This is a genomic window from Streptomyces sp. NPDC093795, from assembly GCF_044764665.1.
Taxonomy (GTDB): Bacteria; Actinomycetota; Actinomycetes; order Streptomycetales; family Streptomycetaceae; genus Streptomyces.
This window is the reverse complement of the sequence record NZ_JBIWIO010000011.1, coordinates 180,025-201,806: the sequence shown is the minus strand read 5'-3', so window position 1 is coordinate 201,806 and position 21,782 is coordinate 180,025. Positions and strand designations below refer to the sequence as shown.

Annotated in this window: 18 protein-coding genes; 10 read left to right on the top strand and 8 right to left on the bottom strand. The window is 72.0% G+C overall.

Going from position 1 to position 21,782, the window contains the following annotated elements; genetic code table 11:
• Positions 1–4: 4 nt before the first annotated feature.
• Genes hisB through hisD form a run of 3 tightly spaced genes read right to left on the bottom strand, consistent with a single transcriptional unit; the run spans position 5 to position 3,056 of the window.
• Positions 5–598 (bottom strand): imidazoleglycerol-phosphate dehydratase HisB, encoded by a 594-nt coding sequence (hisB, locus tag ACIRB7_RS27585; RefSeq protein ID WP_351213136.1) that lies wholly within the window; start codon positions 596–598, stop codon positions 5–7.
• Positions 595–1,722: a histidinol-phosphate transaminase gene (locus ACIRB7_RS27580; RefSeq protein WP_403603603.1), complete on the bottom strand. Its 1,128-nt coding sequence runs from the start codon at positions 1,720–1,722 to the stop codon at positions 595–597. The genes hisB and ACIRB7_RS27580 overlap by 4 nt, the downstream gene beginning before the upstream one ends.
• Entirely contained in the window at positions 1,719–3,056 is a 1,338-nt protein-coding gene (gene hisD / locus ACIRB7_RS27575; protein ID WP_403603601.1) for a histidinol dehydrogenase, read from the bottom strand. The genes ACIRB7_RS27580 and hisD overlap by 4 nt, the downstream gene beginning before the upstream one ends.
• 203 nt (positions 3,057–3,259) lie before the next feature.
• Here hisD and ACIRB7_RS27570 point away from each other — a divergent pair, with 203 nt between their 5' ends.
• The 4 genes from ACIRB7_RS27570 (at position 3,260) to ybaK (ending at position 7,269) form a co-directional block, all read left to right on the top strand.
• Entirely contained in the window at positions 3,260–4,864 is a 1,605-nt protein-coding gene (locus ACIRB7_RS27570) for an oxidoreductase (RefSeq protein WP_403603599.1), read from the top strand.
• A 76-nt stretch (positions 4,865–4,940) separates the two neighbouring features.
• Positions 4,941–5,993 (top strand): hypothetical protein, encoded by a 1,053-nt coding sequence (locus ACIRB7_RS27565; protein ID WP_403603597.1) that lies wholly within the window; start codon positions 4,941–4,943, stop codon positions 5,991–5,993.
• 11 nt (positions 5,994–6,004) lie between these two features.
• Positions 6,005–6,742: an LON peptidase substrate-binding domain-containing protein gene (locus ACIRB7_RS27560; protein WP_403603595.1), complete on the top strand. Its 738-nt coding sequence runs from the start codon at positions 6,005–6,007 to the stop codon at positions 6,740–6,742.
• Between the two features lie 29 nt (positions 6,743–6,771).
• Positions 6,772–7,269: a Cys-tRNA(Pro) deacylase gene (gene ybaK / locus ACIRB7_RS27555; protein WP_403603593.1), complete on the top strand. Its 498-nt coding sequence runs from the start codon at positions 6,772–6,774 to the stop codon at positions 7,267–7,269.
• A 42-nt stretch (positions 7,270–7,311) separates the two neighbouring features.
• On the opposite strand, the gene ACIRB7_RS27550 is transcribed toward ybaK, so the two are convergent.
• The 4 genes from ACIRB7_RS27550 to ACIRB7_RS27535 all read right to left on the bottom strand — a co-directional run bounded on the left by ACIRB7_RS27550 (position 7,312) and on the right by ACIRB7_RS27535 (position 11,308).
• On the bottom strand, positions 7,312–7,932 hold the full coding sequence (locus ACIRB7_RS27550) for a DUF2567 domain-containing protein (RefSeq protein WP_403603591.1): 621 nt from the start codon (positions 7,930–7,932) through the stop codon (positions 7,312–7,314).
• Between the two features lie 34 nt (positions 7,933–7,966).
• On the bottom strand, positions 7,967–8,800 hold the full coding sequence (locus ACIRB7_RS27545; RefSeq protein WP_403603589.1) for an ABC transporter permease: 834 nt from the start codon (positions 8,798–8,800) through the stop codon (positions 7,967–7,969).
• A gap of 109 nt (positions 8,801–8,909) precedes the next feature.
• Complete coding sequence (locus ACIRB7_RS27540) at positions 8,910–9,890, bottom strand: ABC transporter ATP-binding protein (protein ID WP_403603587.1); 981 nt, start codon at positions 9,888–9,890, stop codon at positions 8,910–8,912.
• Positions 9,891–9,901: 11 nt separating this feature from the next.
• Positions 9,902–11,308, bottom strand: a complete 1,407-nt coding sequence (locus ACIRB7_RS27535) for an NYN domain-containing protein (RefSeq protein WP_403603585.1) — start codon at positions 11,306–11,308, stop codon at positions 9,902–9,904.
• 216 nt (positions 11,309–11,524) lie between these two features.
• On the opposite strand from ACIRB7_RS27535, the gene ACIRB7_RS27530 reads away from it, so the two are divergent.
• A complete protein-coding gene (locus tag ACIRB7_RS27530) occupies positions 11,525–11,698 on the top strand; it encodes a hypothetical protein (RefSeq protein WP_403603583.1) in 174 nt (57 codons plus the stop codon).
• 71 nt (positions 11,699–11,769) lie between these two features.
• Here ACIRB7_RS27530 and dnaE read toward each other — a convergent pair whose 3' ends face one another.
• Entirely contained in the window at positions 11,770–15,309 is a 3,540-nt protein-coding gene (gene dnaE / locus ACIRB7_RS27525; RefSeq protein WP_403603581.1) for a DNA polymerase III subunit alpha, read from the bottom strand.
• Positions 15,310–15,486: 177 nt separating this feature from the next.
• On the opposite strand from dnaE, the gene ACIRB7_RS27520 reads away from it, so the two are divergent.
• The 5 genes from ACIRB7_RS27520 to ACIRB7_RS27500 all read left to right on the top strand — a co-directional run bounded on the left by ACIRB7_RS27520 (position 15,487) and on the right by ACIRB7_RS27500 (position 21,642).
• Positions 15,487–16,812, top strand: a complete 1,326-nt coding sequence (locus ACIRB7_RS27520; protein WP_403603579.1) for a DUF2252 domain-containing protein — start codon at positions 15,487–15,489, stop codon at positions 16,810–16,812.
• Positions 16,813–16,888: 76 nt separating this feature from the next.
• Positions 16,889–17,572, top strand: a complete 684-nt coding sequence (locus tag ACIRB7_RS27515) for a hypothetical protein (RefSeq protein ID WP_403603751.1) — start codon at positions 16,889–16,891, stop codon at positions 17,570–17,572.
• An 80-nt stretch (positions 17,573–17,652) separates the two neighbouring features.
• Entirely contained in the window at positions 17,653–18,468 is an 816-nt protein-coding gene (locus tag ACIRB7_RS27510) for a DsbA family protein (RefSeq protein ID WP_403603577.1), read from the top strand.
• Positions 18,469–18,655: 187 nt separating this feature from the next.
• Positions 18,656–20,305, top strand: coding sequence for an alkaline phosphatase D family protein (locus ACIRB7_RS27505; protein WP_403603575.1), 1,650 nt, complete (start codon positions 18,656–18,658; stop codon positions 20,303–20,305).
• Between the two features lie 347 nt (positions 20,306–20,652).
• A complete protein-coding gene (locus tag ACIRB7_RS27500; protein ID WP_403603573.1) occupies positions 20,653–21,642 on the top strand; it encodes a zinc metalloprotease in 990 nt (329 codons plus the stop codon).
• The last annotated feature ends 140 nt before the right edge of the window (positions 21,643–21,782 follow it).

Here is a 21,782-nt window from a genome sequence, read left to right as displayed (position 1 = left end):
GGGGTTAGAGCGCGCCCTTCGTGGAGGGGAGGATGCCGGCGGCGCGCACGTCGCGCTCGGAGGCGTAGCGGAGGGCGCGGGCGAGGGCCTTGAACTGGCACTCCACGATGTGGTGGGCGTTGCGCCCGTACGGGACGTGGATGTGCAGCGCGATCTGGGCCTGGGCGACGAAGGACTCGAAGATGTGCCGGGTCATCGTCGTGTCGTACGAGCCGATCATCGGCGCCATGTTCTCGGGCTCGGTGTGCACGAGGTACGGGCGGCCGGAGAGGTCGACGGTGACCTGGGCGAGCGACTCGTCGAGCGGGACGGTGCAGTTGCCGAAGCGGTAGATGCCGACCTTGTCGCCGAGGGCCTGCTTGAAGGCGGCGCCGAGGGCGAGGGCCGTGTCCTCGATGGTGTGGTGCGAGTCGATGTGGAGGTCGCCGTCGGTCTTGACGGTCAGGTCGAACAGACCGTGCCGGCCGAGCTGGTCGAGCATGTGGTCGTAGAAGCCGACCCCGGTCGACACGTCGACCTTTCCGGTGCCGTCGAGGTCGATCTCGACGACGACGGAGGTCTCCTTGGTGGTGCGCTCAACGCGGCCTACGCGGCTCATCGCTCCTGCTCCTTCATCAATTCACGAACCGCGTCGAGAAACGCGTCGTTCTCTTCGGGGGTGCCGGCGGTGACCCGCAGCCAGCCCGGTACGCCGTTGTCCCGGACCAGGACGCCCCGGTCGAGGATCCGCTGCCAGGCCCCGTGGGTGTCGGGGAACTTCCCGAACTGCACGAAGTTGGCGTCCGAGTCGGTGACCTCGTAGCCGATGGCGCGCAGCTCGGTGACGAGCCGGTCGCGCTCGGCCTTGAGCTGCTCGACGTACCCGAGGAGGGTGTCGGTGTGCTCGAGGGCGGCGAGCGCGGTCGCCTGGGTGACGGCGGAGAGGTGGTACGGAAGGCGGACCAGCTGCACGGCGTCGACCACGGCGGGGTGGGCGGCGAGGTAGCCGAGGCGCAGTCCGGCGGCGCCGAAGGCCTTGGACATGGTCCGGGAGACCACCAGGTTCGGGCGGCCCTCGATGAGGGGCAGCAGCGAGTCGCGGTGGCTGAACTCCACGTACGCCTCGTCGACGACCACGATCGAGGGCTTGGCCGCCTGGGCCGCCTCGTACAGGGCGAGGACGGTGTCGGCGGCGACGGCGGTGCCGGTGGGGTTGTTGGGGGAGGTGATGAAGACGACGTCGGGCCGGTGCTCGGCGATCGCCTTCTCCGCCGCCGTCACGTCGATGGTGAAGTCCTCGTCGCGCGGGCCGGAGATCCAGCCGGTGCCGGTACCGCGGGCGATGAGGGCGTGCATCGAGTACGAGGGTTCGAAGCCGATCGCGGTACGGCCGGGGCCGCCGAAGGTCTGCAGCAGCTGCTGGAGGACCTCGTTGGAGCCGTTGGCCGCCCACACGTTCTCGACGGCGACCGGGTGCTTGCCGGTACGGGTCAGGTAGCGGGCGAGTTCGGTGCGGAGCTCGACCGCGTCCCGGTCGGGGTAGCGGTTGAGGCCGCGGGCGGCCTCGGCGACCCGCTCCGCGATCCGGGCCACCAGGGGCTCGGGCAGCGGGTAGGGGTTCTCGTTGGTGTTCAGCTGGACGGGGACGTCGAGCTGGGGCGCGCCGTAGGGGGACTTGCCGCGCAGCTCGTCCCGGACGGGCAGGTCGTCCCAGGGGGACCGGTCGGGGTTTCCGAAGCTCACCGGGGCACCTTCCAGCCGAAACGGGCCTTGATCGCCGCGCCGTGCGCGGGCAGGTCCTCGGCCTCGGCGAGGGTCACCACGTGGTGGGCGACCTCGGCGAGCGCGTCGCGGGTGTAGTCCACGATGTGCACCCCGCGCAGGAAGGACTGCACGGAGAGGCCGGAGGAGTGGCAGGCGCAGCCGCCGGTGGGCAGGACGTGGTTGGAGCCGGCGCAGTAGTCGCCGAGGGAGACCGGGGCCCAGGGGCCGACGAAGATCGCGCCCGCGTTGCGGACGCGGTCGGCGACGGCGGCGGCGTCGGCGGTCTGGATCTCCAGGTGCTCGGCGCCGTACGCGTCGACGACCTTGAGGCCGACGGCGAGGTCGCGGACGAGGACGATCGCGGACTGGCGGCCGGCGAGGGCCGGGACGATCCGGTCGTCGATGTGCTTGGAGGCGGCGACCTGCGTCTTCAGCTCGGCCTCGGTGGCGGCGGCGAGCTCGTCCGAGTCGGTGACGAGGACGGACGCGGCCATCGGGTCGTGCTCGGCCTGGCTGATCAGGTCGGCGGCGACGTGCACGGGGTCGGCGGTGGAGTCCGCGAGGATCGCGATCTCGGTGGGGCCGGCCTCGGCGTCGATGCCGATACGGCCCTTGAGGAGGCGCTTGGCGGCGGCCACGTAGATGTTGCCGGGGCCGGTGACCAGGTTGACGGGGGCGCAGCCGGGCTCGTCGGCGGTGCTGGCGGTGCCGTACGCGAACATGGCGATGGCCTGGGCGCCGCCGGCGGCGTACACCTCGTCGACGCCGAGGAGGGCGCAGGCGGCGAGGATCGTGGGGTGCGGGAGTCCGCCGAACTCCTTCTGCGGCGGCGAGGCGAGGGCCACGCCCTCGACCCCGGCCTCCTGGGCCGGGACGACGTTCATCACGACGGAGGACGGGTAGACCGCGCGGCCGCCCGGCACGTACAGGCCGACGCGCTCGACCGGGATCCACTTCTCGGTGACCGTGCCGCCGGGGACGACCTGGGTGGTGTGGGTGGTGCGGCGCTGCTCGCGGTGGACGAGGCGGGTGCGCCGGATGGACTCCTCGAGGGCGGCGCGGACGGCCGGGTCGAGCTCGTCGAGGGCGCGGCTGATCGCCTCTGCGGGGACGCGCAGGCTCGGGACGCGGACGCCGTCGAACTTCTCCCCGTAGTCGATCACCGCGGCCGCGCCATGATGCCTGACGTCCTCGCAGATCGGCCGCACCTTCTCCAGGGCGGCTTCCACGTCGAACTCGGCACGGGGCAGCAGGTCGCGCAGGGCGGAACCCTCGGGGAGGGCCTCGCCGCGCAGATCGATTCGAGAGATCACGGGTCAATTCTCTCAGACGGCCCACAGCGTCGGACGCCCGTATCACTGGCTGATACACGCCACACTGGCGTCTTGTCGCCACTCCTGACCGTTAGCGTTCAGCCCGTCACTCAGCGGGAAGAACGGCTGTACGAATCCACGAATCCCTGGAAACGGAATCGAGGAATCGTGGGAGCGGATTGTGGAAAGCGAGGGGGGCGGCAGTGACCGAGCCGCACGAGGACGGGATGCCGGACGGTCTCACGGGCCCGGAGCGGGCCGTGTGGCGGGCGTTCCGTATCGGCAGGACGTGTGATCTGACGGAGGGGATCGCGGAGCGGGACGACCCGTTCGGGGGATGGGTGTGGGGGCCGGAGCGGAGTGTCCGCGCCGACGTGGTGGCACTGCTGCTGCTCGCGGGGCCCGCGGCCAGATCGGGGCGGGTGGCCGCGCTGAAGCTGCGCGGGGTCCGGATCACGGGCGTGCTCGACCTGGCGGGCGGGACGATAGGGCCGTACGTCGAGCTGCACGGCTGCCGGTTCGACGACGAGGTGGTGCTGCCAGAGGCGCGCTTCGGCACGCTGCGGATGGTCGAGTGCGCGCTGCCGCGCCTGGAGGCGGCCCGGCTGCACACCGAGGGGGACCTGCACCTGCCGCGCTGCCGGGTGAAGTGGGGCATCCGGCTCACCGACGCGCAGATCGGCACGGACCTGCTGGTGAACCAGATCCAGGTGTGGCCGGACCGGCGGGGACGGGCCATCACGGCCGACGGGCTCGTGGTCGCCCAGGACCTCCAGGCCGAGCTGATCGAGACGTACGGGGAGCTGAGCCTGCGCGGGGCGAAGATCGGCGTCTCGCTCAGCCTGCGGGGCAGCGTGCTGCGCGGCGCGCAGGGCCGCCGCGCGCTGAACGCGCCGCAGCTGACGGTGGAGCGCTCGCTCTATCTGAACGCGGCCTGGGTGTACGAGGACGCGGGGATCTCGGGCAGCACCACGACCACCCCGCCGTACGGGGTGTCGCCCGCCCAGGACGCCCACCGCAAGCCGGTGGAGTTCCACGGCGGGGTGCGGCTCGACGACGGCAGGTTCGGTGACGCGGTGGACCTGCACCACGCCCGGTTCCTGCTGGACGGGGCCCGCCGGGAGGAGGTCTCGCTGCGCCGGATAGTCACCCCGGAGCTGAGGTTCAACGGCGAGCGACCCGAGGAGGGCCGGGTCGTGCTCAACGGCGCCAAGGTCGTCACCCTGATCGACCTGTCGACGAGCTGGCCGGGCCCCGGCGGGCTGGCGATGGGCGGCTTCGTCTACGAGAACCTCGTGCCGTACGGGCACTTCCCGCTGTCCCGGCGCCTGGAGTGGGTGGCGGCGGCGACCCCGGAGTACGCCCCCGAGCCGTACGAGCGGCTCGCGGCGGTCCTGCGCGGCAGCGGGGAGGACGCCGACGCCCGCGAGGTGCTGCTCGCCAAACAGCGGCGCAGACGCGAGACCCTGCCGGTGGCCGGCAAGCTCTGGGGGTACCTCCAGGACTGGACCGTGGCGTACGGCTACCGGCCGGGGCGGGCCGCGCTGTGGATGGCGGTCCTGTGGGCGGCGGGCACGGTGGCGTTCTCCCGCTACCGCCCGGTCCCGCTGAAGGCGGAGGAGGCCCCCGAGTGGAACGGCACGCTGTACGCCCTCGACCTGCTGGTCCCGGTGATCAACCTCGGCCAGGACGGCTACTGGCGGCTCGAAGGCATCTGGCAGTGGGTGGCGGCGGTGCTGATCCTGCTCGGCTGGATCCTGGCGACGACGGTGGCGGCGGGCGCGACCCGACTCCTGAGCAGGGGCTGAGGCCGCGAAGGTTTGGTGAGCGGGGCGTGAGGGCTGCTGCGGTGGCGGCGGGCGCCGGGGGACAATACGTCGCACCATGTCCTTGCTCCGTGTCCTGATCAGCGCCGCCCGCTCGGCCCGGTACGCCCCGCGGCTCGCCGCCGGGTTCGTCCCGGACGACGACGTGCTGCTCGACGCCCCGGACGAGCGGCTCGCCCCCGCCCTGGTCGCCGCCGCCCTGGCCGATCCGGAGCCCGCCGCGAAACTGCTCGCCTCCACCCGGGACGCGGGCGAGTGGGAGGACCGCGACCGGTACGTCACCCGGCTCGCCACCTTCGCGTACAGCAGGGGCGACTGGCTGACCCACTGGCTCTCCGTCGCGCCCGGCGACCCCGACGCCCTGCTCGTCACGGCGCAGCTCGCCGTCCGCAGGGCCTGGGCGTCCCCCGCGCGGGCCGAGCGGCTGCGTGAGCTCGGCCCGCTGATCGAGGCGGTCGCCGAGACGGCCCCGCACGACCCGGTTCCGTGGCGGCTCGCCCTGGACCACGCGCGCGGGGCGCACGCCGGGCACTCCGTCTTCGAGTCGCTCTGGGAACAGGCCGTGCGCCGCTCCCCGCACCACTACGGCTGTCATGTCGCGGCGCTCAAGTACCTCTCCGCGCAGTGGTACGGCTCGCACCGCGCCGCCTTCGACTTCGCCGAGCAGGCGGCCGACGACGCCGCCCCGGGCTCGCTCGTGCGGGCCTTGCCGGTCCGCGCGGCCTGCGACCGGCTCCAGGTGCCGTCGCACCGGGACCCGGGCGTGCCGGAACCGCGGATCGACCGGGCGGCGGACCGCGCCCTGGCCCTGTCGGCGTCCTTCCCGGCGGGCGACCCGTGGCCGGCGGAGGTCCGCAACCTGCTCGCGTACGTGCTGGTCGAGCGCGCGCGGTGGGAGGAGGCGCGGGAGGAGTTCGGCCGGATCGGGGTCCACGCGACCTCGTTCCCGTGGGGCGCCGCACGGGCCGCGGGGCGGGGGGCCGTACGGGAGGATCCCCTGCGCCGTTTCCTCGCCGCGCGGGACCGGGTCCGGGGGGAGCTGGCCCGCCGGACGCCACTGTGGGACACCGGACATGGACGGGCCGGACGGGGCGGGCCCCACGGCCATTAGGCTTGGCCGCTGTGACCACCGCTCGCCTGCCTCTCTTCCCGCTCAACGCGGTGCTGTTCCCTGGCCTCGTGCTGCCGCTGAACGTCTTCGAGGAGCGTTATCGCGCCATGATGCGTGAGCTGCTCACGGTCGACGAGTCGGAGCCGCGCCGCTTCGCCGTCGTCGCCATCCGTGACGGCCGTGAGGTCGCGCCGACCGCTCCCGGCATGCCGGACCCGACGGCGCTGCCGGAGAAGGGCCCGGCCGCCGGCTTCGGTTCCGACCCCGTCCAGGCCTTCCACCGGGTCGGCTGTGTCGCCGACGCCGCGTCGATCCGGGAGCGCTCGGACGGCAGCTTCGAGGTGATGGCCACCGGTACGACCCGGGTGAAGTTGCTGTCGGTCGACGCGAGCGGGCCGTTCCTCGTCGCCGAGGTCGAGGAGATCCCCGAGGAGCAGGGCGAGGAGGCCGGCACCCTCTCCGAGGGGGTGCTGCGGGCCTTCCGGAGCTACCAGAAGCGCCTGGCGGGGGCCCGGGAGCGTTCGCTGACGACGAGCGAGCTGCCGGACGACCCCTCGGTGGTGTCGTACCTGGTGGCGGCGGCGGCGATCCTGGACACGCCGTCGAAGCAGCGGCTGCTCCAGGCCCCGGACACCGCGACCCGGCTGCGTGAGGAGCTGACGCTGCTGCGCGCGGAGACGGCGGTGCTGCGGCATCTGCCGTCGCTGCCGGCGGTGGACCTGACGCAGGCACCGACGTACCCGAACTGACCGACCGAGCCCAGCCCAGGGAAGAGCGCGTGGCGAAGAAGCAGAAGAAGAACAACGGGGGCACCCCGGCGACGGTGGCCCTGACGGCGGCCGGCACCTCGTTCACCCTGCACGCGTACGAGCACGACCCGGCCTCCCCCTCGTACGGCGAGGAGGCGGCGGAGGCCCTCGGGGTCTCCCCCGGCCGGGTCTTCAAGACGCTGGTGGCGGACGTCGACGGCGAGCTGACGGTCGCGGTGGTGCCGGTGGCCGGTCAGCTCGACCTGAAGGCGCTGGCGTCGGCGGTCGGCGGGAAGCGGGCGGCGATGGCGGACCCGGCGGCGGCGGAGCGCACCACGGGCTATGTCCGGGGCGGCATCTCCCCGCTGGGCCAGCGCAAGCGGCTCCGTACGGTCCTTGACGCCTCGGCGTCGGACCACGCGTCCATCTGCGTGTCGGCGGGCCGCCGCGGGCTTGAGGTGGAGCTCTCCCCCGCGGACCTGGCCGCCCTCACCTCGGCGGTCGTGGCCCCGATCGGCCGCGCCTGACGGTCGTCCCGGCGCGGCCCGCTCCGGGGCCGCGCGGGGGGTTCAGTACGCCTTCGGCCGGTCCCACGGCTCCGGTTCCGGGTCGCGCGGCCCGAACAGCGCCGTGAGCGCCAGGTGCGTGATCATCGCGGCGAGCGGCCAGGCCAGCATCGCGGCGGCCGCCAGGTTCAGTTCGAGCGGTGCCTCGAAGGCGACGTTCGGGCCGACCGCCTTCGCGTGGGCGACCACGTCCCGCGTCGGCCCGAAGTACGTCCCGAGGCCCCAGGCGAGCAGCGAGCCGAGGACGCCGCCGAGCGCGAGACCGAGCACGAGCGGGACACCGCCCTTGCGGCGCAGCAGGAAGACGACGAGCCCGGCGACCGCCCCGAAGGCCAGCGCGAGGAGCACGAACGTACCGTCCGAGCCGATCGCCGCCTCTCCCTCGGAGTTGCGGAGGAAGACCCCCTTGCCGTCCGAGATGAGCAGGACGCGCGGCGCCAGGTTCAGCCACAGCACTCCGAGCAGCGCCCCCGCGGCCGCCGAGACGAGGGTCACCAGAACGCCCCGCACGACCTCGGCCGCCGTGATCGGGTCCCCGTCCGGGCCGAGCGCCGGCGGGGGCGGCGGCGGCCAGTCGGGGTCGTGCGGCTGCGGCTGGTGAGGCGGAGTCAGAGGTGCGGTCACCCCGCCATCGTGCCAGGTGCTCCTGTGTCCCGCCTCAGCGGACGGCGGCCCGCCGGTACGCCCAGGTGGCGACCACGAGGGAGACCACACCGACCACACCGCACACGGTGAGGTCCAGGGCGACGGCCGCCCAGTCGGGGTCCGGCTCGAAGGTGCGGGCCAGGGCCTCCACGCCGTACGTCGACGGCAGCAGGTCCCGTGCCCAGCCGATGGGCTCCGGGAGCCGCTCCGCCGGGAGGACACCGAGGAGCAGCGCCGCCGACATGCCGAGCTGGCCGAGGAGCGTGGCCAGCTCCTGCCGGGGCGCGAGGAGTCCGAGGGCCGCCCCGAGCCCGGCGAGCGCCGCCCCGGCGAGCGGGACGACGGCGGCGAGGATCCAGAGGTGGCCGAGCGGCAGCCCGAAGAGCACGGAGCCGGCGACGGCGGTGACGGCGGTCCCGGGCACGGTGAAGGAGGCGTACGCGCCGGCGGCGCCGAGCACGACGGCGGCGGGCGGCACGGGCAGGGTGGCGTAGTGGTCGAGGCCGCCGGTGGCCCGCAGCTGCCCGAAGTACTGGGCGAGCAGGTTGAGCGCGACGAAGGCGACGACGAGGACGGTGGAACCGGCCACGACGGCGCGCGCCTCGGAGCCGCCGTCGACGACCCCGCGCATCAGGACCATGATCCCGACGGACTGGAAGGTGGCGACGAAGAGGAGCGGGATCCGGGCGACCCGGGCCCGGGAGAGCTGCGCGCGGTAGACGGCGGCCATCGCCGGCAGCAGCCGGGCGCGCGGGGCGAGGGGCGCGGCGGCCGCGTCCCCGGTGGTGCCGGGGCCCCGGACGGAAGGCGCACCGGTCGGCAGGGCCTCGGCGGGCACGGTGCTCACTGCGTACAGCTCCTGACGGTCACGTACGGAACACGGGGGCCACGGGGGGCGACGTCGACGGCGGGAAGGCCACGGGGGACGTGGGAGACGCAGAGGGGCACGGAGCGCGTCACGCCTTCACCAGCCCCTCCGTCGCGCCGCCCAGCGCCAGGTACACGTCCTCCAGGCTGGGCGTGGCCAGGGTGAAGTCGTCGAGTGCGGCGAAGGCGGCCCCGCCGGTGACGGTGGCGACGGCCGCGCGGGCCGCGTCGGGGGCGAGCCGGAGGGCCCAGCGCCGCCCGGTCTCCTGCGCGAGGGCGCGCAGCGCGGCGACCTCGGGCAGGTGCAGGGGGGCCGACTCGCGCCACACCAGTTCGACGCGGACCTCGCCTGCGACGCGTTCCTTGAGTCCGGTGGGGGTGTCGCAGGCGATGACCCTGCCGCGTTCGAGGACGGCGACCCGGTCGAGCACGGTCTCGGCCTCGATGACGTTGTGGGTGACGAGCAGCACGGTGGTGCCGTGTTCGGCGCGCCGCCGGTCGACGGCCGCCCAGACGGCGCGGCGGGCGACGGGGTCCATGCCGGTGGTGGGCTCGTCGAGGACGAGGACGGGGCGCCGCCCGACGAGCGCGGTGGCGAAGCAGGCGAGCCTCCGCTGTCCGCCGGAGAGCTTTCTGAGGGGCCGGGAGGCCAGCTCGCCGAGGCCGAGCTCCGCCAGGACGGCGTCGCGCTCGGCGCGTGCGTCGTGGGCGGTGAGGCCGCGCAGCCGGCCGGTGGTCTCGGCGGCGAGGGCGACGGTCAGCTCGTCGAGGGCGGTGGACTCCTGGCCGAGGTACGCGAGGAGGCGGGCGGCCCGCTCGGGGTGGCGGACCAGGTCGTGGCCGAGGAGCTCGACGGTGCCGGAGTCGGGGCGCATGAGCCCGGTGAGCTGGCGGACGAGGGTGGACTTGCCGGCTCCGTTGGGGCCGAGCAGGCCGAAGATCTCGCCGCCGCGCACGTCGAGACTGATCCCGTCGGTGGCCCGCACCTCGGGTGTCGCGGGCGCACCGCGCCTGCCGCGCGTGGCGGGGTACGTCTTGACCAGATCCCGCACCACGCACACCGTACTCACGGGGCAAGAGCCTACGGGGTCGCCGGGCCCGCTCCGGGGGCGGGGGCGTGTTCGGTGGCGGCCCGGACGTCGATCTCGCGCCAGAATCCCGCCCGGATCGCGTACCGGTCGTGCTCGTCGATCTGGTCGTCCTTGTGGGCGAGGAGGCCGAATCGGGCGGCGTAGCGGAGGAGTTCGCCGTCGATCCGGTGCGGGATGCGGGGGTAGAGGGTGGACAGCTTCTGGACGTGGCTCTGCTCGGGGAGCCGTTCCATCCACCGGCGGGCGAACACCTGCCCGACCTCGAACGGGTCGCCGCCGACGGTGGTGATGTCCTCCTCGCGGTCCGCCCAGCGCTGCTCGGCGCTGGTGAGGGTGGCGAGGGTCGGCAGGGAGGCGGTCTCGGCCGGTTCGCCGAGCGCGGGGGCGGGGCGCTCGACCCAGCCCCGGTCGGAGGACCAGCGGAGCGCGCTCGCGCCCTGCGACGCGGGGACGCCCGCGCCGGCGGGGGTGGTGCCGGGGGCGCGCAGTGCCGCGAGGTCCTTGGGGGTGGGGACGCCCTTGCCCGCGGCGGGGGCGGGGACGCCCGCTCCCTGGCCGTGCTCGTCGTCCCGGACATGACCGCTGCCGTGACCGCCGGCGCGGTCGCCGCTGTGGTCGCCGCCGTGCTCGTGGCCGTTGCCGTGGTGGACGTGACCGTTGCTGCCGTTGCCGTGGGCGAGGGGAGGCTCCCCGGCCTCCCCGGGAGCCCCGGCGGCGGACGCCGCCGCTTCGGCGGCTCGTCCGGCGGAGGCGGCGAGGGCCGCCTCCGGCAGCGGCGCGGAGAGGATGGCGGCGATCTCGGGGCGCGGGGCCGGCGGGGGTGAGCAGATGCCGGTGAGGTCCTTGGCGCGGACGGCCCGGGTGATCCAGGCCCGGTCCAGGACCCGGCGTTCGTCGGCCTCGGCCACCAGGTCCTCGGACTGGTTGTAGTCGCCGTCGGCGGCCTGCACGGCCCAGAGGTGGACGGCGACGCCGTGCTCCTTGGCGGACATCAGGCCGGGCAGCAGATCGCCGTCGCCGGTGACGAGCACGATGTCGGAGCAGGCCCTGTTCCTGGCGAGCTCGGTCAGCTCGGTGTGCATGGCCGCGTCGACGCCCTTCTGGGCCCAGCGTCCCTCACTGCGGGTCAGCGCGCCGAGCCGGACGGTGACCCGGGGCATCACCCGCAGGCGGCGGTGCTCGGGCTGGGGCACCCGGTCGGGGGCGCCGTCGAACCAGTAGATCCGCAGGAGGGGCAGCGCGGTCTCGGTCTCGGCGCGCTGGCGCAGCTGCTGGATGAGCCCGGCGTGGTCGACGGTGATCCGGGAGCGGGCCGGTTCCCCGGCGAGGAGACTGGCGGCGGCGCCCAGCAGGTAGCCGGCGTCCACCAGGACGACGCAGCGGTCCACGTGTTCCACCCTCTTTCGGGAACCTCGGGATCGGAGTTGCTTCGGATTTCCTTCGAGTCTGCCCGAAGGCCGGGGGCTCGACGGTCGGAACTGGATCATCGGCGTGGCGGAAGTCACGTTCCTCGGGGTCTTACGCTCCGTAATGATCCAACATGCGGCAGTTCACCGGGTATGTGAGTCTGACAGCGGCCCTGGCCCCTAGGACCCTTTGAGGAGGCAATCCCCATGGCCAAGAACCGTAATCAGAGCCGCAGTCAGAAGCAGCCGTCGCAGGCCGAGCGCGGCGCCCAGGACGCGCAGCGCTCGTCGATGGAATCCCAGGCCGAGCAGCGCGGCAGCCAGGTCACCCCGGGTGACATGGCGCGCAAGGGACGTCAGAAGCGCTTCGGCCACAACTGACGGCTTCCGCGTACGGCAAAGGGGCGCGCCCGTGACGACGGGCGCGCCCCTTGCGCATGGGCCGGGAGAGGCTAGCCCGCCAGGCAGGACGGGCCGAGCAGCACCTTCAGGTCGCCGAAGAGCGCCGGGTCGGCCGTCACCCGGTGCCGGTCGAGGCGGAGCACGGTCGTCTTCCGGGGGCCCTGGAGCTTGATCCGTACCTCGGTGTTGCCCTTGTGGTGGCCGAGGATCTCGCCGAGCCGGGTGACCATCGGCGGAGTCACCTTGACGGTGGGGATGGTGAGGATCACCGGCGCGTTGGTCCCGGCGTTCGACAGGTCGGGGACCATCAGCTCCATCGCGACCAGACGGGGCACGTCCTCGCGCTTGTCGAGCCGTCCCTTGACGAAGACGACGGTGTCCTCGACGAGCTGGGTGGAGACCAGCTGGTACGTGGCCGGGAAGAACATGCACTCGATGGAGCCGGCCAGGTCCTCGACGGTGGCGATCGCCCAGGCGTTGCCCTGCTTGGTCATCTTGCGCTGGAGGCCGGAGATGATGCCGCCGATGGTGACGACCGCGCCGTCGGAGTGCTCGCCGCCGGTGAGCTGGGAGATCGCCGCGTCCGTCTTGTCGGACAGGACGTGCTCGATGCCGAAGAGCGGGTGGTCGGAGACGTACAGGCCGAGCATCTCGCGCTCCTGGGCGAGCAGGTAGGACTTCTCCCATTCGATGTCGGAGAACTCGACGTCGAGGCCGAAGCCGGGCTCGTCGGTCGCCTCGTCGCCCATGCCGCCGAAGAGGTCGAACTGTCCCTCGGCCTCCTTGCGCTTGACCGCCACCACGTTGTCGATCATCGGTTCGTGGTGGGCGACCAGGCCCTTGCGGGTGTGACCCATCTCGTCGAAGGCGCCGGCCTTGATCAGCGACTCGATGGTCCGCTTGTTGCAGACGACGGCCTCGACCTTGTCGAGGAAGTCCGGGAAGGAGGAGTACTTCCCCTTCGCCTTGCGCGACTTGATGATCGACTCGACGACGTTGGTGCCGACGTTACGGACGGCGGAGAGGCCGAAGAGGATCACGTCGTCGCCCTGGGCGGCGAAGTTCGACTCGGACTCGTTCACGTTGGGCGGCAGCACCTTGATGCCCATGCGGCGGCACTCGTTGAGGTAGATCGCGGACTTGTCCTTGTCGTCCTTGACCGAGGTGAGCAGTCCGGCCATGTACTCGGCCGGGTAGTTGGCCTTGAGGTAGGCGGTCCAGTAGGAGACCAGGCCGTACGCGGCGGAGTGGGCCTTGTTGAAGGCGTAGCCGGCGAAGGGGACCAGGACGTCCCACAGCGCCTTGATGGCCTCGTCGCTGTAGCCGTTCTTCTTGGCTCCGGCCTGGAAGATGGTGAAGTTCTTCGCCAGCTCGTCGGGCTTCTTCTTGCCCATCACGCGGCGGAGGATGTCGGCCTCGCCGAGGGAGTAGCCGGCGATGATCTGGGCGGCCTTCTGCACCTGCTCCTGGTACACGATCAGGCCGTAGGTGACCGCGAGCACCTCTTCGAGCGGCTTCTCCAGCTCGGGGTGGATCGGGGTGATCTCCTGTTGCGCGTTCTTGCGCAGGGCGTAGTTCGTGTGCGAGTTCATGCCCATCGGGCCCGGCCGGTACAGGGCGGACACGGCGGAGATGTCTTCGAAGTTGTCGGGCTTCATCAGCCGGAGCAGCGAGCGCATGGGCCCGCCGTCGAACTGGAAGACGCCGAGGGTGTCACCGCGCTGGAGCAGTTCGAAGGTCTTCGGGTCGTCGAGCGGCAGGGCGAGCAGGTCGAGGTCGATGCCCTTGTTGGCCTTCACCATCTTGACGGCGTCGTCCATGATGGTGAGGTTCCGCAGGCCGAGGAAGTCCATCTTGAGCAGGCCGAGCGACTCGCACTGGGGGTAGTCCCACTGCGTGATGGTGACGCCGTCGGTGTGCCGCACCCAGATCGGCGCGTGGTCGACGATCGGCTCGCTGGACATGATCACGCCGGCCGCGTGGACGCCCATCTGGCGGACCAGGCCCTCGACGCCCCGGGCGGTGTCGATGACCTTCTTGACGTCCGGCTCGTTCTCGTACATCGCGCGGATCTCGCCGGCCTCGCTGTAGCGCGGGTGCGAGGGGTCGGTGATGCCGTTGAGGTCGATGCCCTTGCCGAGGACGTCGGCGGGCATGGCCTTGGTGAGCCGGTCGCCCATGGCGTAGGGGTAGCCGAGGACGCGCGCGGAGTCCTTGATCGCGTTCTTCGCCTTGATCTTGCCGTACGTGCCGATCATGGCGACCTTGTCGGAGCCGTACTTCTCCGTCACGTACCGGATCACCTCGACGCGCCTGCGCTCGTCGAAGTCGATGTCGACATCGGGCATCGAGATGCGCTCGGGGTTGAGGAAGCGCTCGAAGATCAGACCGTGCGGGATCGGGTCGAGGTCGGTGATGCCCATGGCGTACGCGACGATCGAGCCGGCCGCGGAGCCTCGGCCGGGGCCGACGGCGATGCCCTGCTTCTTCGCCCACATGATGAAGTCGGCGACGACGAGGAAGTAGCCGGGGAAGCCCATCGAGATGATCGTGTCCATCTCGTACTCGACCTGCTTCATGCGGTCCTCGGGGATGCCTCCGGGGAAGCGGCGGGCCATGCCGCGCATGGTCTCCTCGCGGAACCAGGTGACCTCGGTGTACCCCTCGGGGATGTCGAACTTCGGCATCAGGTTCTTCTCGACGAACATGCCGTCGGTGGAGACCTGCTCGGCGACCAGGAGGGTGTTGCGGCAGCCCTCCTGCCAGGCGTCCGAGGAGTCGATGGCGTACATCTCGTCCGTGGACTTGAGGTAGTAGCCGGTGCCGTCGAAGCGGAAGCGGTCCGGGTCGGAGAGGTTCTTGCCGGTCTGGATGCAGAGCAGGGCGTCGTGCGCGGTCGACTCGTGCGCGTACGTGTAGTGCGAGTCGTTGGTGACCAGCGGCGGGATGCCGAGCTTCTTGCCGATCTCCAGGAGCCCGTCGCGGACCCGGCGCTCGATCTCGATGCCGTGGTCCATCAGCTCCAGGAAGTACCGCTCCTTGCCGAAGATGTCCTGGTACTCGGAGGCCGACTTGAGGGCCTCGTCGAACTGGCCGAGGCGGAGCCGGGTCTGGAGCTCGCCGGAGGGGCAGCCGGTGGAGGCGATGAGCCCCTCCGACCACTTCGAGATGGTCTCCTTGTCCATCCGGGGCCACTTCTGCAGCCAGCCCTCGGCGTACGCGTCGGAGGAGAGCTTGAAGAGGTTGTGCAGTCCGGTGGCGTTCGCCGCCCAGATCGTCTTGTGGGTGTAGCCACCGGAGCCGGAGACGTCGTCCCGCTTCTGGTGCGGCTGGCCCCACTGGATCTTCCGCTTGTTGCGCCGGGACTCGGGGGCGACGTACGCCTCGATGCCGATGATCGGCGTCACCCCGGCCTTCTTCGCCGAGTGGAAGAAGTCGTACGCCCCGTGCAGGTTGCCGTGGTCGGACATGGCGATATGGGTCATGCCCATCTCGTTGCACGCTTCGAACATGTCCTTGAGCCGCGCGGCACCGTCCAGCAGCGAGTACTGGGTGTGGACGTGGAGGTGCGTGAAGGGCGGCTTGGTCACGGCGAGAGGTCTCCGTAGCGGTCACAGGGGTGGCTGGGGGGACCGTGGAAGTCTACGTCGCACGTGTGACAGCCGAGGGGCACTCACGGCTAGGGTCGCGCGTTGAGAGGCAGGGAACGCCTGTCCCATTTGTCATGAACGGCCTGTCAGCACGTCCGGTACCAGGAGGCACCTCGAATGTCGGTCCCCCAGCCCACCGCCGCCGAGCGCGGTGAGCACATCCTCGCCGTCTTCGACACCGCCTTCGGCGAGCTCCTCGCCGCCGACCCGGCGGCCTTCCGCGTCAAGTTCCGGAAGATGGCCGGATCCGCCTTCGCCTTCTACCGGGGCACGGCCTGCCTCTTCTACTCGGACCTGGAGCGGGAGGCACACGGTGGCCCCTACCTGGACGAGCGCACCGGCCGGGTCTGGATCCACGGCGATCTGCACGCCGAGAACTTCGGCACCTACATGGACGCCACCGGCCGGCTGATCTTCAACGTCAACGACTTCGACGAGGCGTACGTCGGCCCCTTCACCTGGGACCTCAAGCGGCTCGCGGCCTCCCTCGCGCTCATCGGGTACGGGAAGGCGCTCAGCGACGAGCAGATCACCCACCTGGTCCGGATCTACGCGGCCTCGTACCGGGAGCGGATCCACGCCCTCGCGACCGGCGCGAAGAACGACGAGCTGCCGCCGTTCACGCTCGACACGGCCGAGGGCGCGCTGCTCGGCGCGCTGCGCGCCGCCCGCGCCAAGACCCGGTTCGGGCTGCTCGACTCGATGACGGAGATCCGGGACTTCGAGCGCCGCTTCTCCGGCGGCGGAGGCGCGATCGAGCTGGACGCGGCCAGCCGGTACAAGGTCCTGGCGGCCTTCGACGGCTACCTGGAGACCCTGCCGGAGTCCAGCCTGGCCCGCCCCGACTCCTACCGGGTCAAGGACGTGGTCGGGCGGCGCGGGATCGGCATCGGCTCGGCCGGCCTCCCCTCGTACAACATCCTGCTCGAAGGCAACAGCGACGCCCTGGAGAACGACGTCGTGATCTACCTCAAGCAGGCGCAGACCCCGGCGGTCTCCCGCCATGTGACGGACGCGGCGGTACGGGAGTACTTCCAGCACGAGGGGCATCGCACCGTGATCTCGCAGCGGGCGCTCCAGGCGCACGCCGACCCGTGGCTGGGCTGGACGGAGCTCGACGGCTCCGGGCAGCTGGTCGCGGAGGTCTCGCCGTACGCGGTGGACCTGGACTGGTCGGACATCGACGACCTGGACGAGATCGCCGCGACCGTCGCGGACCTGGGCCGGGCGACGGCGACCATGCACGCGGCGGCGGACGTCTCCAGCGGCCACTCGCTCGTGCCGTTCTCGACGGAGCGGGCCATCGACGCGGCGATCGCCGCCGACGAGGAGGGGTTCGCGGACCTCCTGGTGGACTTCGCGCACGACTACGGGGCGCGGGCGCGGACCGACCACCAGATCTTCGTGGACCTCTTCCGCAACGGCCGGATCCCGGGGCTGTAGGGACCGCTGGGACCGTCCACAGACTGCCTTTAGGGACGTCTTACGGCCCGGCATGGGACACTCCACGACGATGGACATGGTGGCAGGGCCGCAGCTGAGGGCGCTGCGGGCGGCGTTCTTCACGGCACTGGTCGTGACGCTGTCCGTGGCGTCCCACGTGCTGCTCTCCCGCGTGCCGCTGCCGCTCGGCACGGTCGTCCCGGTCGCGGTCGCCGTCTTCGCCGTGGCGTACGCGCTGGCCGGCCGCGAGCGCGGGTTTGGCCCGATCGCCGGGCTCCTGGTGCCGCTGGAGCTGGCGGCCGACACGCTCTTCACCAGCGGCCAGGTGATCTGTTACGGCGCCGCCGGCGGCCCGGTCGCCGGTTCGCTGCGCGCGGTGGGCGTGGAGGTGTTCTGCGGCGGCGCCGTCGGCACCCCGCTGCCGGGGGTGGCGGTCCCCGAGAGCGGGACGGCGGCCGCCCTGCTCGACTCCCCCGACCCGGCGCTGCCGTGGCTGCTGCTCCTCGCGCACGTGGGCGTGGGCCTCGCGGCCGCGCTCTGGCTGCGCGGCGGCGAGCGGGCGCTCGCCCGGCTGCTCGGCGCGGTGGCGGCTCTCGCGTTCCGGCCGCTGCTGCTCGTGGCGGCCTTCTTCCGTACCGGTGGTCCGGCGCCGCGGCGCGCCGGACGGCCCGTGGGGCGGCCCCGGCCGTCCCGTACCCGGCTCCTCACGCACTCCGTGGGGCGGCGGGGACCGCCGTGCCCGGCCTTCGCCCTCGTCTGAGCGGCACAGGCTCCCAGGCACGCAGTCCCCCTCTTCCTTCTCCCGGCCCCGCCGGATGTCACCTCACGGAGATCACGATCATGAGTTCACGCAACTCCCAGGCCAACAAGGCAGCCGCCCGCGAGCGGCTGCGCGTCGAGCGCGAGCGTCAGGCGAAGAAGGACCGGGCTCGCCGGCAGCTCGTCGTCGGTGTCTCGGCGGTGGCCGTGCTCGCCGCGGCCGGCGGCATCGGCTACGCCGTGGTGCAGTCGAACAAGCCCTCCCAGTGGGAGACGGCGGCGAAGGTCTCGACCGTGACGGCCCCGAAGAACACCTCGGGCACGAACGGCACGACCGTCGTCGTCGGCAAGGAGTCCGCGAAGAAGACCCTTGAGCTGTACGAGGACTCCCGCTGCCCGGTCTGCGCGACCTTCGAGCAGTCCGTGGGCGCCACGGTCGAGAAGGACGTGGAGGCCGGCAAGTACAAGGTCAAGTACGTCGGTGCCACCTTCATCGACGACGTCGCCACGGGCGAGGGCTCGAAGAACGCCCTCTCGGCGCTCGGCGCGGCCCTGGACGTGAGCCCCGAGGCCTTCCTGACGTACAAGGCGGCCCTGTACTCGGCGAAGTTCCACCCGGAGGAGAACGACGACAAGTTCGCCAAGGACTCCTACCTCCTGGAGGTGGCGGACTCCGTACCGGCCCTCAAGGGCAACGCGGCGTTCAAGAAGAACGTCGAGGACGGCACCTTCGACGCCTGGGCGATGAAGATGTCGAAGGCCTTCGACGACAGCGGGGTGACGGGCACCCCGACCCTGAAGATGGACGGCAAGGTGGTGACGGTGGCGGGCAGCGACAATCCGCCGATGACGGCGCCCGAGTTCACCACGGCGATCGACGCGGCCCTCAAGGGCTGAGGCGCCCGAGGCGCTTCCCCTTCACCGGCCCCTGACCCGTTCCCCTGAACCCGCCCCCTGACCTGCCGCGTGCCGGCGGGTCAGGGTGGGTCAGGGTGGGGGTCCGGAGCGGCCGGTGGGCGACGAGTGGGCGAACTTCCGGGAATCGCCTGCCACTCGGGCATACCCGTCAGTAACCTGACTGCCCGTGACCAGTCGTTTCATCACCCCTGCCCCCAGTCGCCGCACGGTCGTCAAGGCCGCCGCCGTCACCGCCGCCGCCGCGCCCGCCCTCCTCGGCGCGGCCTCCCAGGCCCAGGCGGCCTCCGGGACCACCGCGTTCCTCCATGGCGTCGCCTCCGGCGACCCGCTGCCCGACGGCGTCCTGCTCTGGACGCGCGTCACCCCCACCCCGGAAGCCATACCCGGCTCAGGCCTCGGCGCCGACGTCCAGGTCCGTTGGGAGCTCGCCGAGGACCGCGCCTTCGCCCGGCTCGTCGCGTCCGGTACGACCACGGCGACCGCCGCCTCCGACCACACGGTGAAGGCGGACGTCCGCGGCCTGCGCCCGGCCACCTCCTACTGGTTCCGCTTCACCGCGGACTCCGCCGTCTCCCCCGCCGCCCGCACCCGTACCGCGCCGGCCGTCGACGCCGCCGTGCCCGGGGTCCGCTTCGGCGTGGCCTCCTGCGCGAACTGGGAGGCCGGCCACTTCTCCGCGTACCGCCATCTCGCCGGCCGCGCCGACCTGGACGCGGTCCTCCATCTCGGCGACTACCTCTACGAGTACGGCAGCGGCACCTACCCCGCGGCGAAGTACACCGTGCGGCCGCACGAGCCGCGCCACGAGATCGTCTCCCTCGCCGACTACCGCGCCCGGCACGGCCACTACAAGACGGACCCGGACCTCCAGGCGTTGCACGCGGCCCACCCGGTGATCGCCATCTGGGACGACCACGAGTTCGCCAACGACGCCTGGACGGGCGGGGCCGAGAACCACACCCCCGGCGCCGAGGGCGACTGGGCGGCCCGGGTGGCCGCCGCCAAGCAGGCGTACTTCGAGTGGATGCCGGTCCGCGCCTCCACGGAGGGCACGGTCTTCCGCCGCCTCCGCTTCGGCAGGCTGGCCGATCTGCACCTGCTCGACCTGCGCTCCTTCCGTTCCGCCCCGGCGAAGGCGGGCAGCGGCTCGGTCGACGACCCGGCGCGGAGCATCACGGGCCGTGCCCAGCTGGACTGGCTCAAGTCGGGGCTCGCCGGCTCGGACGCGACCTGGCAGCTGGTCGGCACCTCGGTGATGATCTCGCCGGTCGCCTTCGGCGCCGTGCCGGCCCACCTCCTGGAGCCGCTGGCCGAATTGATGGGCCTGCCGAAGGAGGGGCTCGCGGTCAACGTCGACCAGTGGGACGGCTACACGGACGACCGCAGGGAGCTGCTCGCGCACCTGACCTCGCGGGCCATCCGCAACACGGTGTTCCTGACCGGGGACATCCATATGGCCTGGGCCAACGACGTGCCGGTGAAGGCGGCGACGTATCCGTTCTCGGCGTCGGCGGCGACCGAGTTCGTGGTCACCTCGGTGACCTCGGACAACCTCGACGACCTGCTGCACGTGGCCCCGGGGACGCTCTCGGCGGTGGCCGCGGGCGCCGTGAAGGCCGCCAACCGGCATGTGAAGTGGGTGGACATGGACCACCACGGCTACGGCGTGCTCGATGTGACGGCCGAGCGCTCGCAGATGGACTACTACACGGTCTCCGACAAGACGGATCCGGCCGCGACGACGGCCTGGGAGCGCTCCTACCGGACCCTCAGCGGCACGCAGCGCGTCGAGCGGGTCCATCAGCCCGTCCGCTGACGTTCTCCTGTTGTTCCCCTGGCGGACCATCAGGGTCGATTTTCAGCCATGATCGCTTCTGTTAACAGGAGCTCACATCGCTACGGCGGGTGGCCAGTTTTCGAGATCGAATCCGGACACACCACCCGCCTCCGCCACCTCGACTGTTACGTCGACGTCTCAAACCCCGGAACCTGCCCAAGACTTTCTTCCCGATGCCCCGAATTGCTCCATGAATGATTGGGCCTGATCACTTCTCAACGACCCCTGACATGGACGCGTAATCTCCCCGCAGTGGCGAGGAAGTTCCTCCCCACCACCCCCCGCGAGGAGTCACCGTGCGTGCTCTTGTCCGTATATCGCCGCGTATGTCACGTCGTATGCTCGGCACTGCCGTGATGGCCGGAACCCTGGCCCTGGCGCCCCTGTCCGCCCCGGTGGCCACCGGCGCCGCCGCCACCACCCTGGCCGGCGCCTCGGCCGAGGAATGCGTCGACGGCCACGACGACCACGAGGCCCTCTCCGGCGCCCGCAAGGCGCGCGGTGCCGAGAACCACGCCCACGAGCCCAACGAGGTCACGGCCACCCAGGCCAAGGCCATGGACGAGGACTTCAAGAAGAAGCTGTCCGCGGCCCGCGCCGAGGGCCACCTCAGCGCCTCCGCCGCGACCGGCGCCGCCGCCGTGGTGAACATCCCGGTCTACTTCCACGTCGTCCACTCCGGTACGACGGGCAAGCTGTCCGCCACCCAGATCAACAACCAGATGGCGGTCCTCAACGCGGCCTACGCGGGCCAGGGCACCGGCAACGTGAACAGCAACTTCCAGTTCACCCTGGCCGCGACCGACTACACGGACAACGCCTCCTGGTACAACCTGGCCTCCGGCTCCACCGCCGAGAAGCAGATGAAGCAGACCCTCCGCAAGGGCGGCGCCGGCGCGCTGAACTTCTACACCGCGAACCTGAGCGGCGGCCTCCTCGGCTGGGCGACCTTCCCGTCCTCGTACGCCTCGAACCCGTCCATGGACGGTGTCGTCGTCCTCGACTCCTCCCTCCCGGGCGGCTCGGCGGCCAACTACAACGAGGGCGACACCGCCACCCACGAGGTCGGCCACTGGATGGGCCTCTACCACACCTTCCAGGGCGGCTGCAACGGCGCCGGTGACTCCGTCGCCGACACCCCGGCCGAGAAGAGCCCGGCGTACGAGTGCCCGACCGGCCGTGACTCCTGCGCCTCCAAGGCCGGCGTGGACCCGATCCACAACTTCATGGACTACACGTACGACGCCTGCATGTACCAGTTCACCCAGGGCCAGGTGACCCGGATGAACGACTACTGGACCGCGTACCGCGCCTGATCAGGCCGGACAGCGGCGTGGGGGGGGGGGGGGGGGGGGCGCCGGGCCCCGCGCCCCCCCGCCCCCCCCCCCCCCCCACCCCCCCACGCCCCCCCCCCCCCCCCCCCCCCCCCCCCCCCCCCCCCCCCCCCCCACCCCGC

Excerpts from the sequence above, each read along its gene's own strand:
- ACIRB7_RS27510 (WP_403603577.1), top strand. The coding sequence starts at position 17,653 with ATGAGTTCACGCAACTCCCAGGCCAACAAGGCAGCCGCCCGCGAGCGG.
- ACIRB7_RS27500 (WP_403603573.1), top strand. The coding sequence starts at position 20,653 with ATGTCACGTCGTATGCTCGGCACTGCCGTGATGGCCGGAACCCTGGCC.
- ACIRB7_RS27530 (WP_403603583.1), top strand. The coding sequence starts at position 11,525 with ATGGCCAAGAACCGTAATCAGAGCCGCAGTCAGAAGCAGCCGTCGCAG.
- ACIRB7_RS27565 (WP_403603597.1), top strand. The coding sequence starts at position 4,941 with ATGTCCTTGCTCCGTGTCCTGATCAGCGCCGCCCGCTCGGCCCGGTAC.
- ACIRB7_RS27520 (WP_403603579.1), top strand. The coding sequence starts at position 15,487 with ATGTCGGTCCCCCAGCCCACCGCCGCCGAGCGCGGTGAGCACATCCTC.
- hisB (WP_351213136.1), bottom strand. The coding sequence starts at position 598 with ATGAGCCGCGTAGGCCGCGTTGAGCGCACCACCAAGGAGACCTCCGTC.
- ACIRB7_RS27515 (WP_403603751.1), top strand. The coding sequence starts at position 16,889 with ATGGTGGCAGGGCCGCAGCTGAGGGCGCTGCGGGCGGCGTTCTTCACG.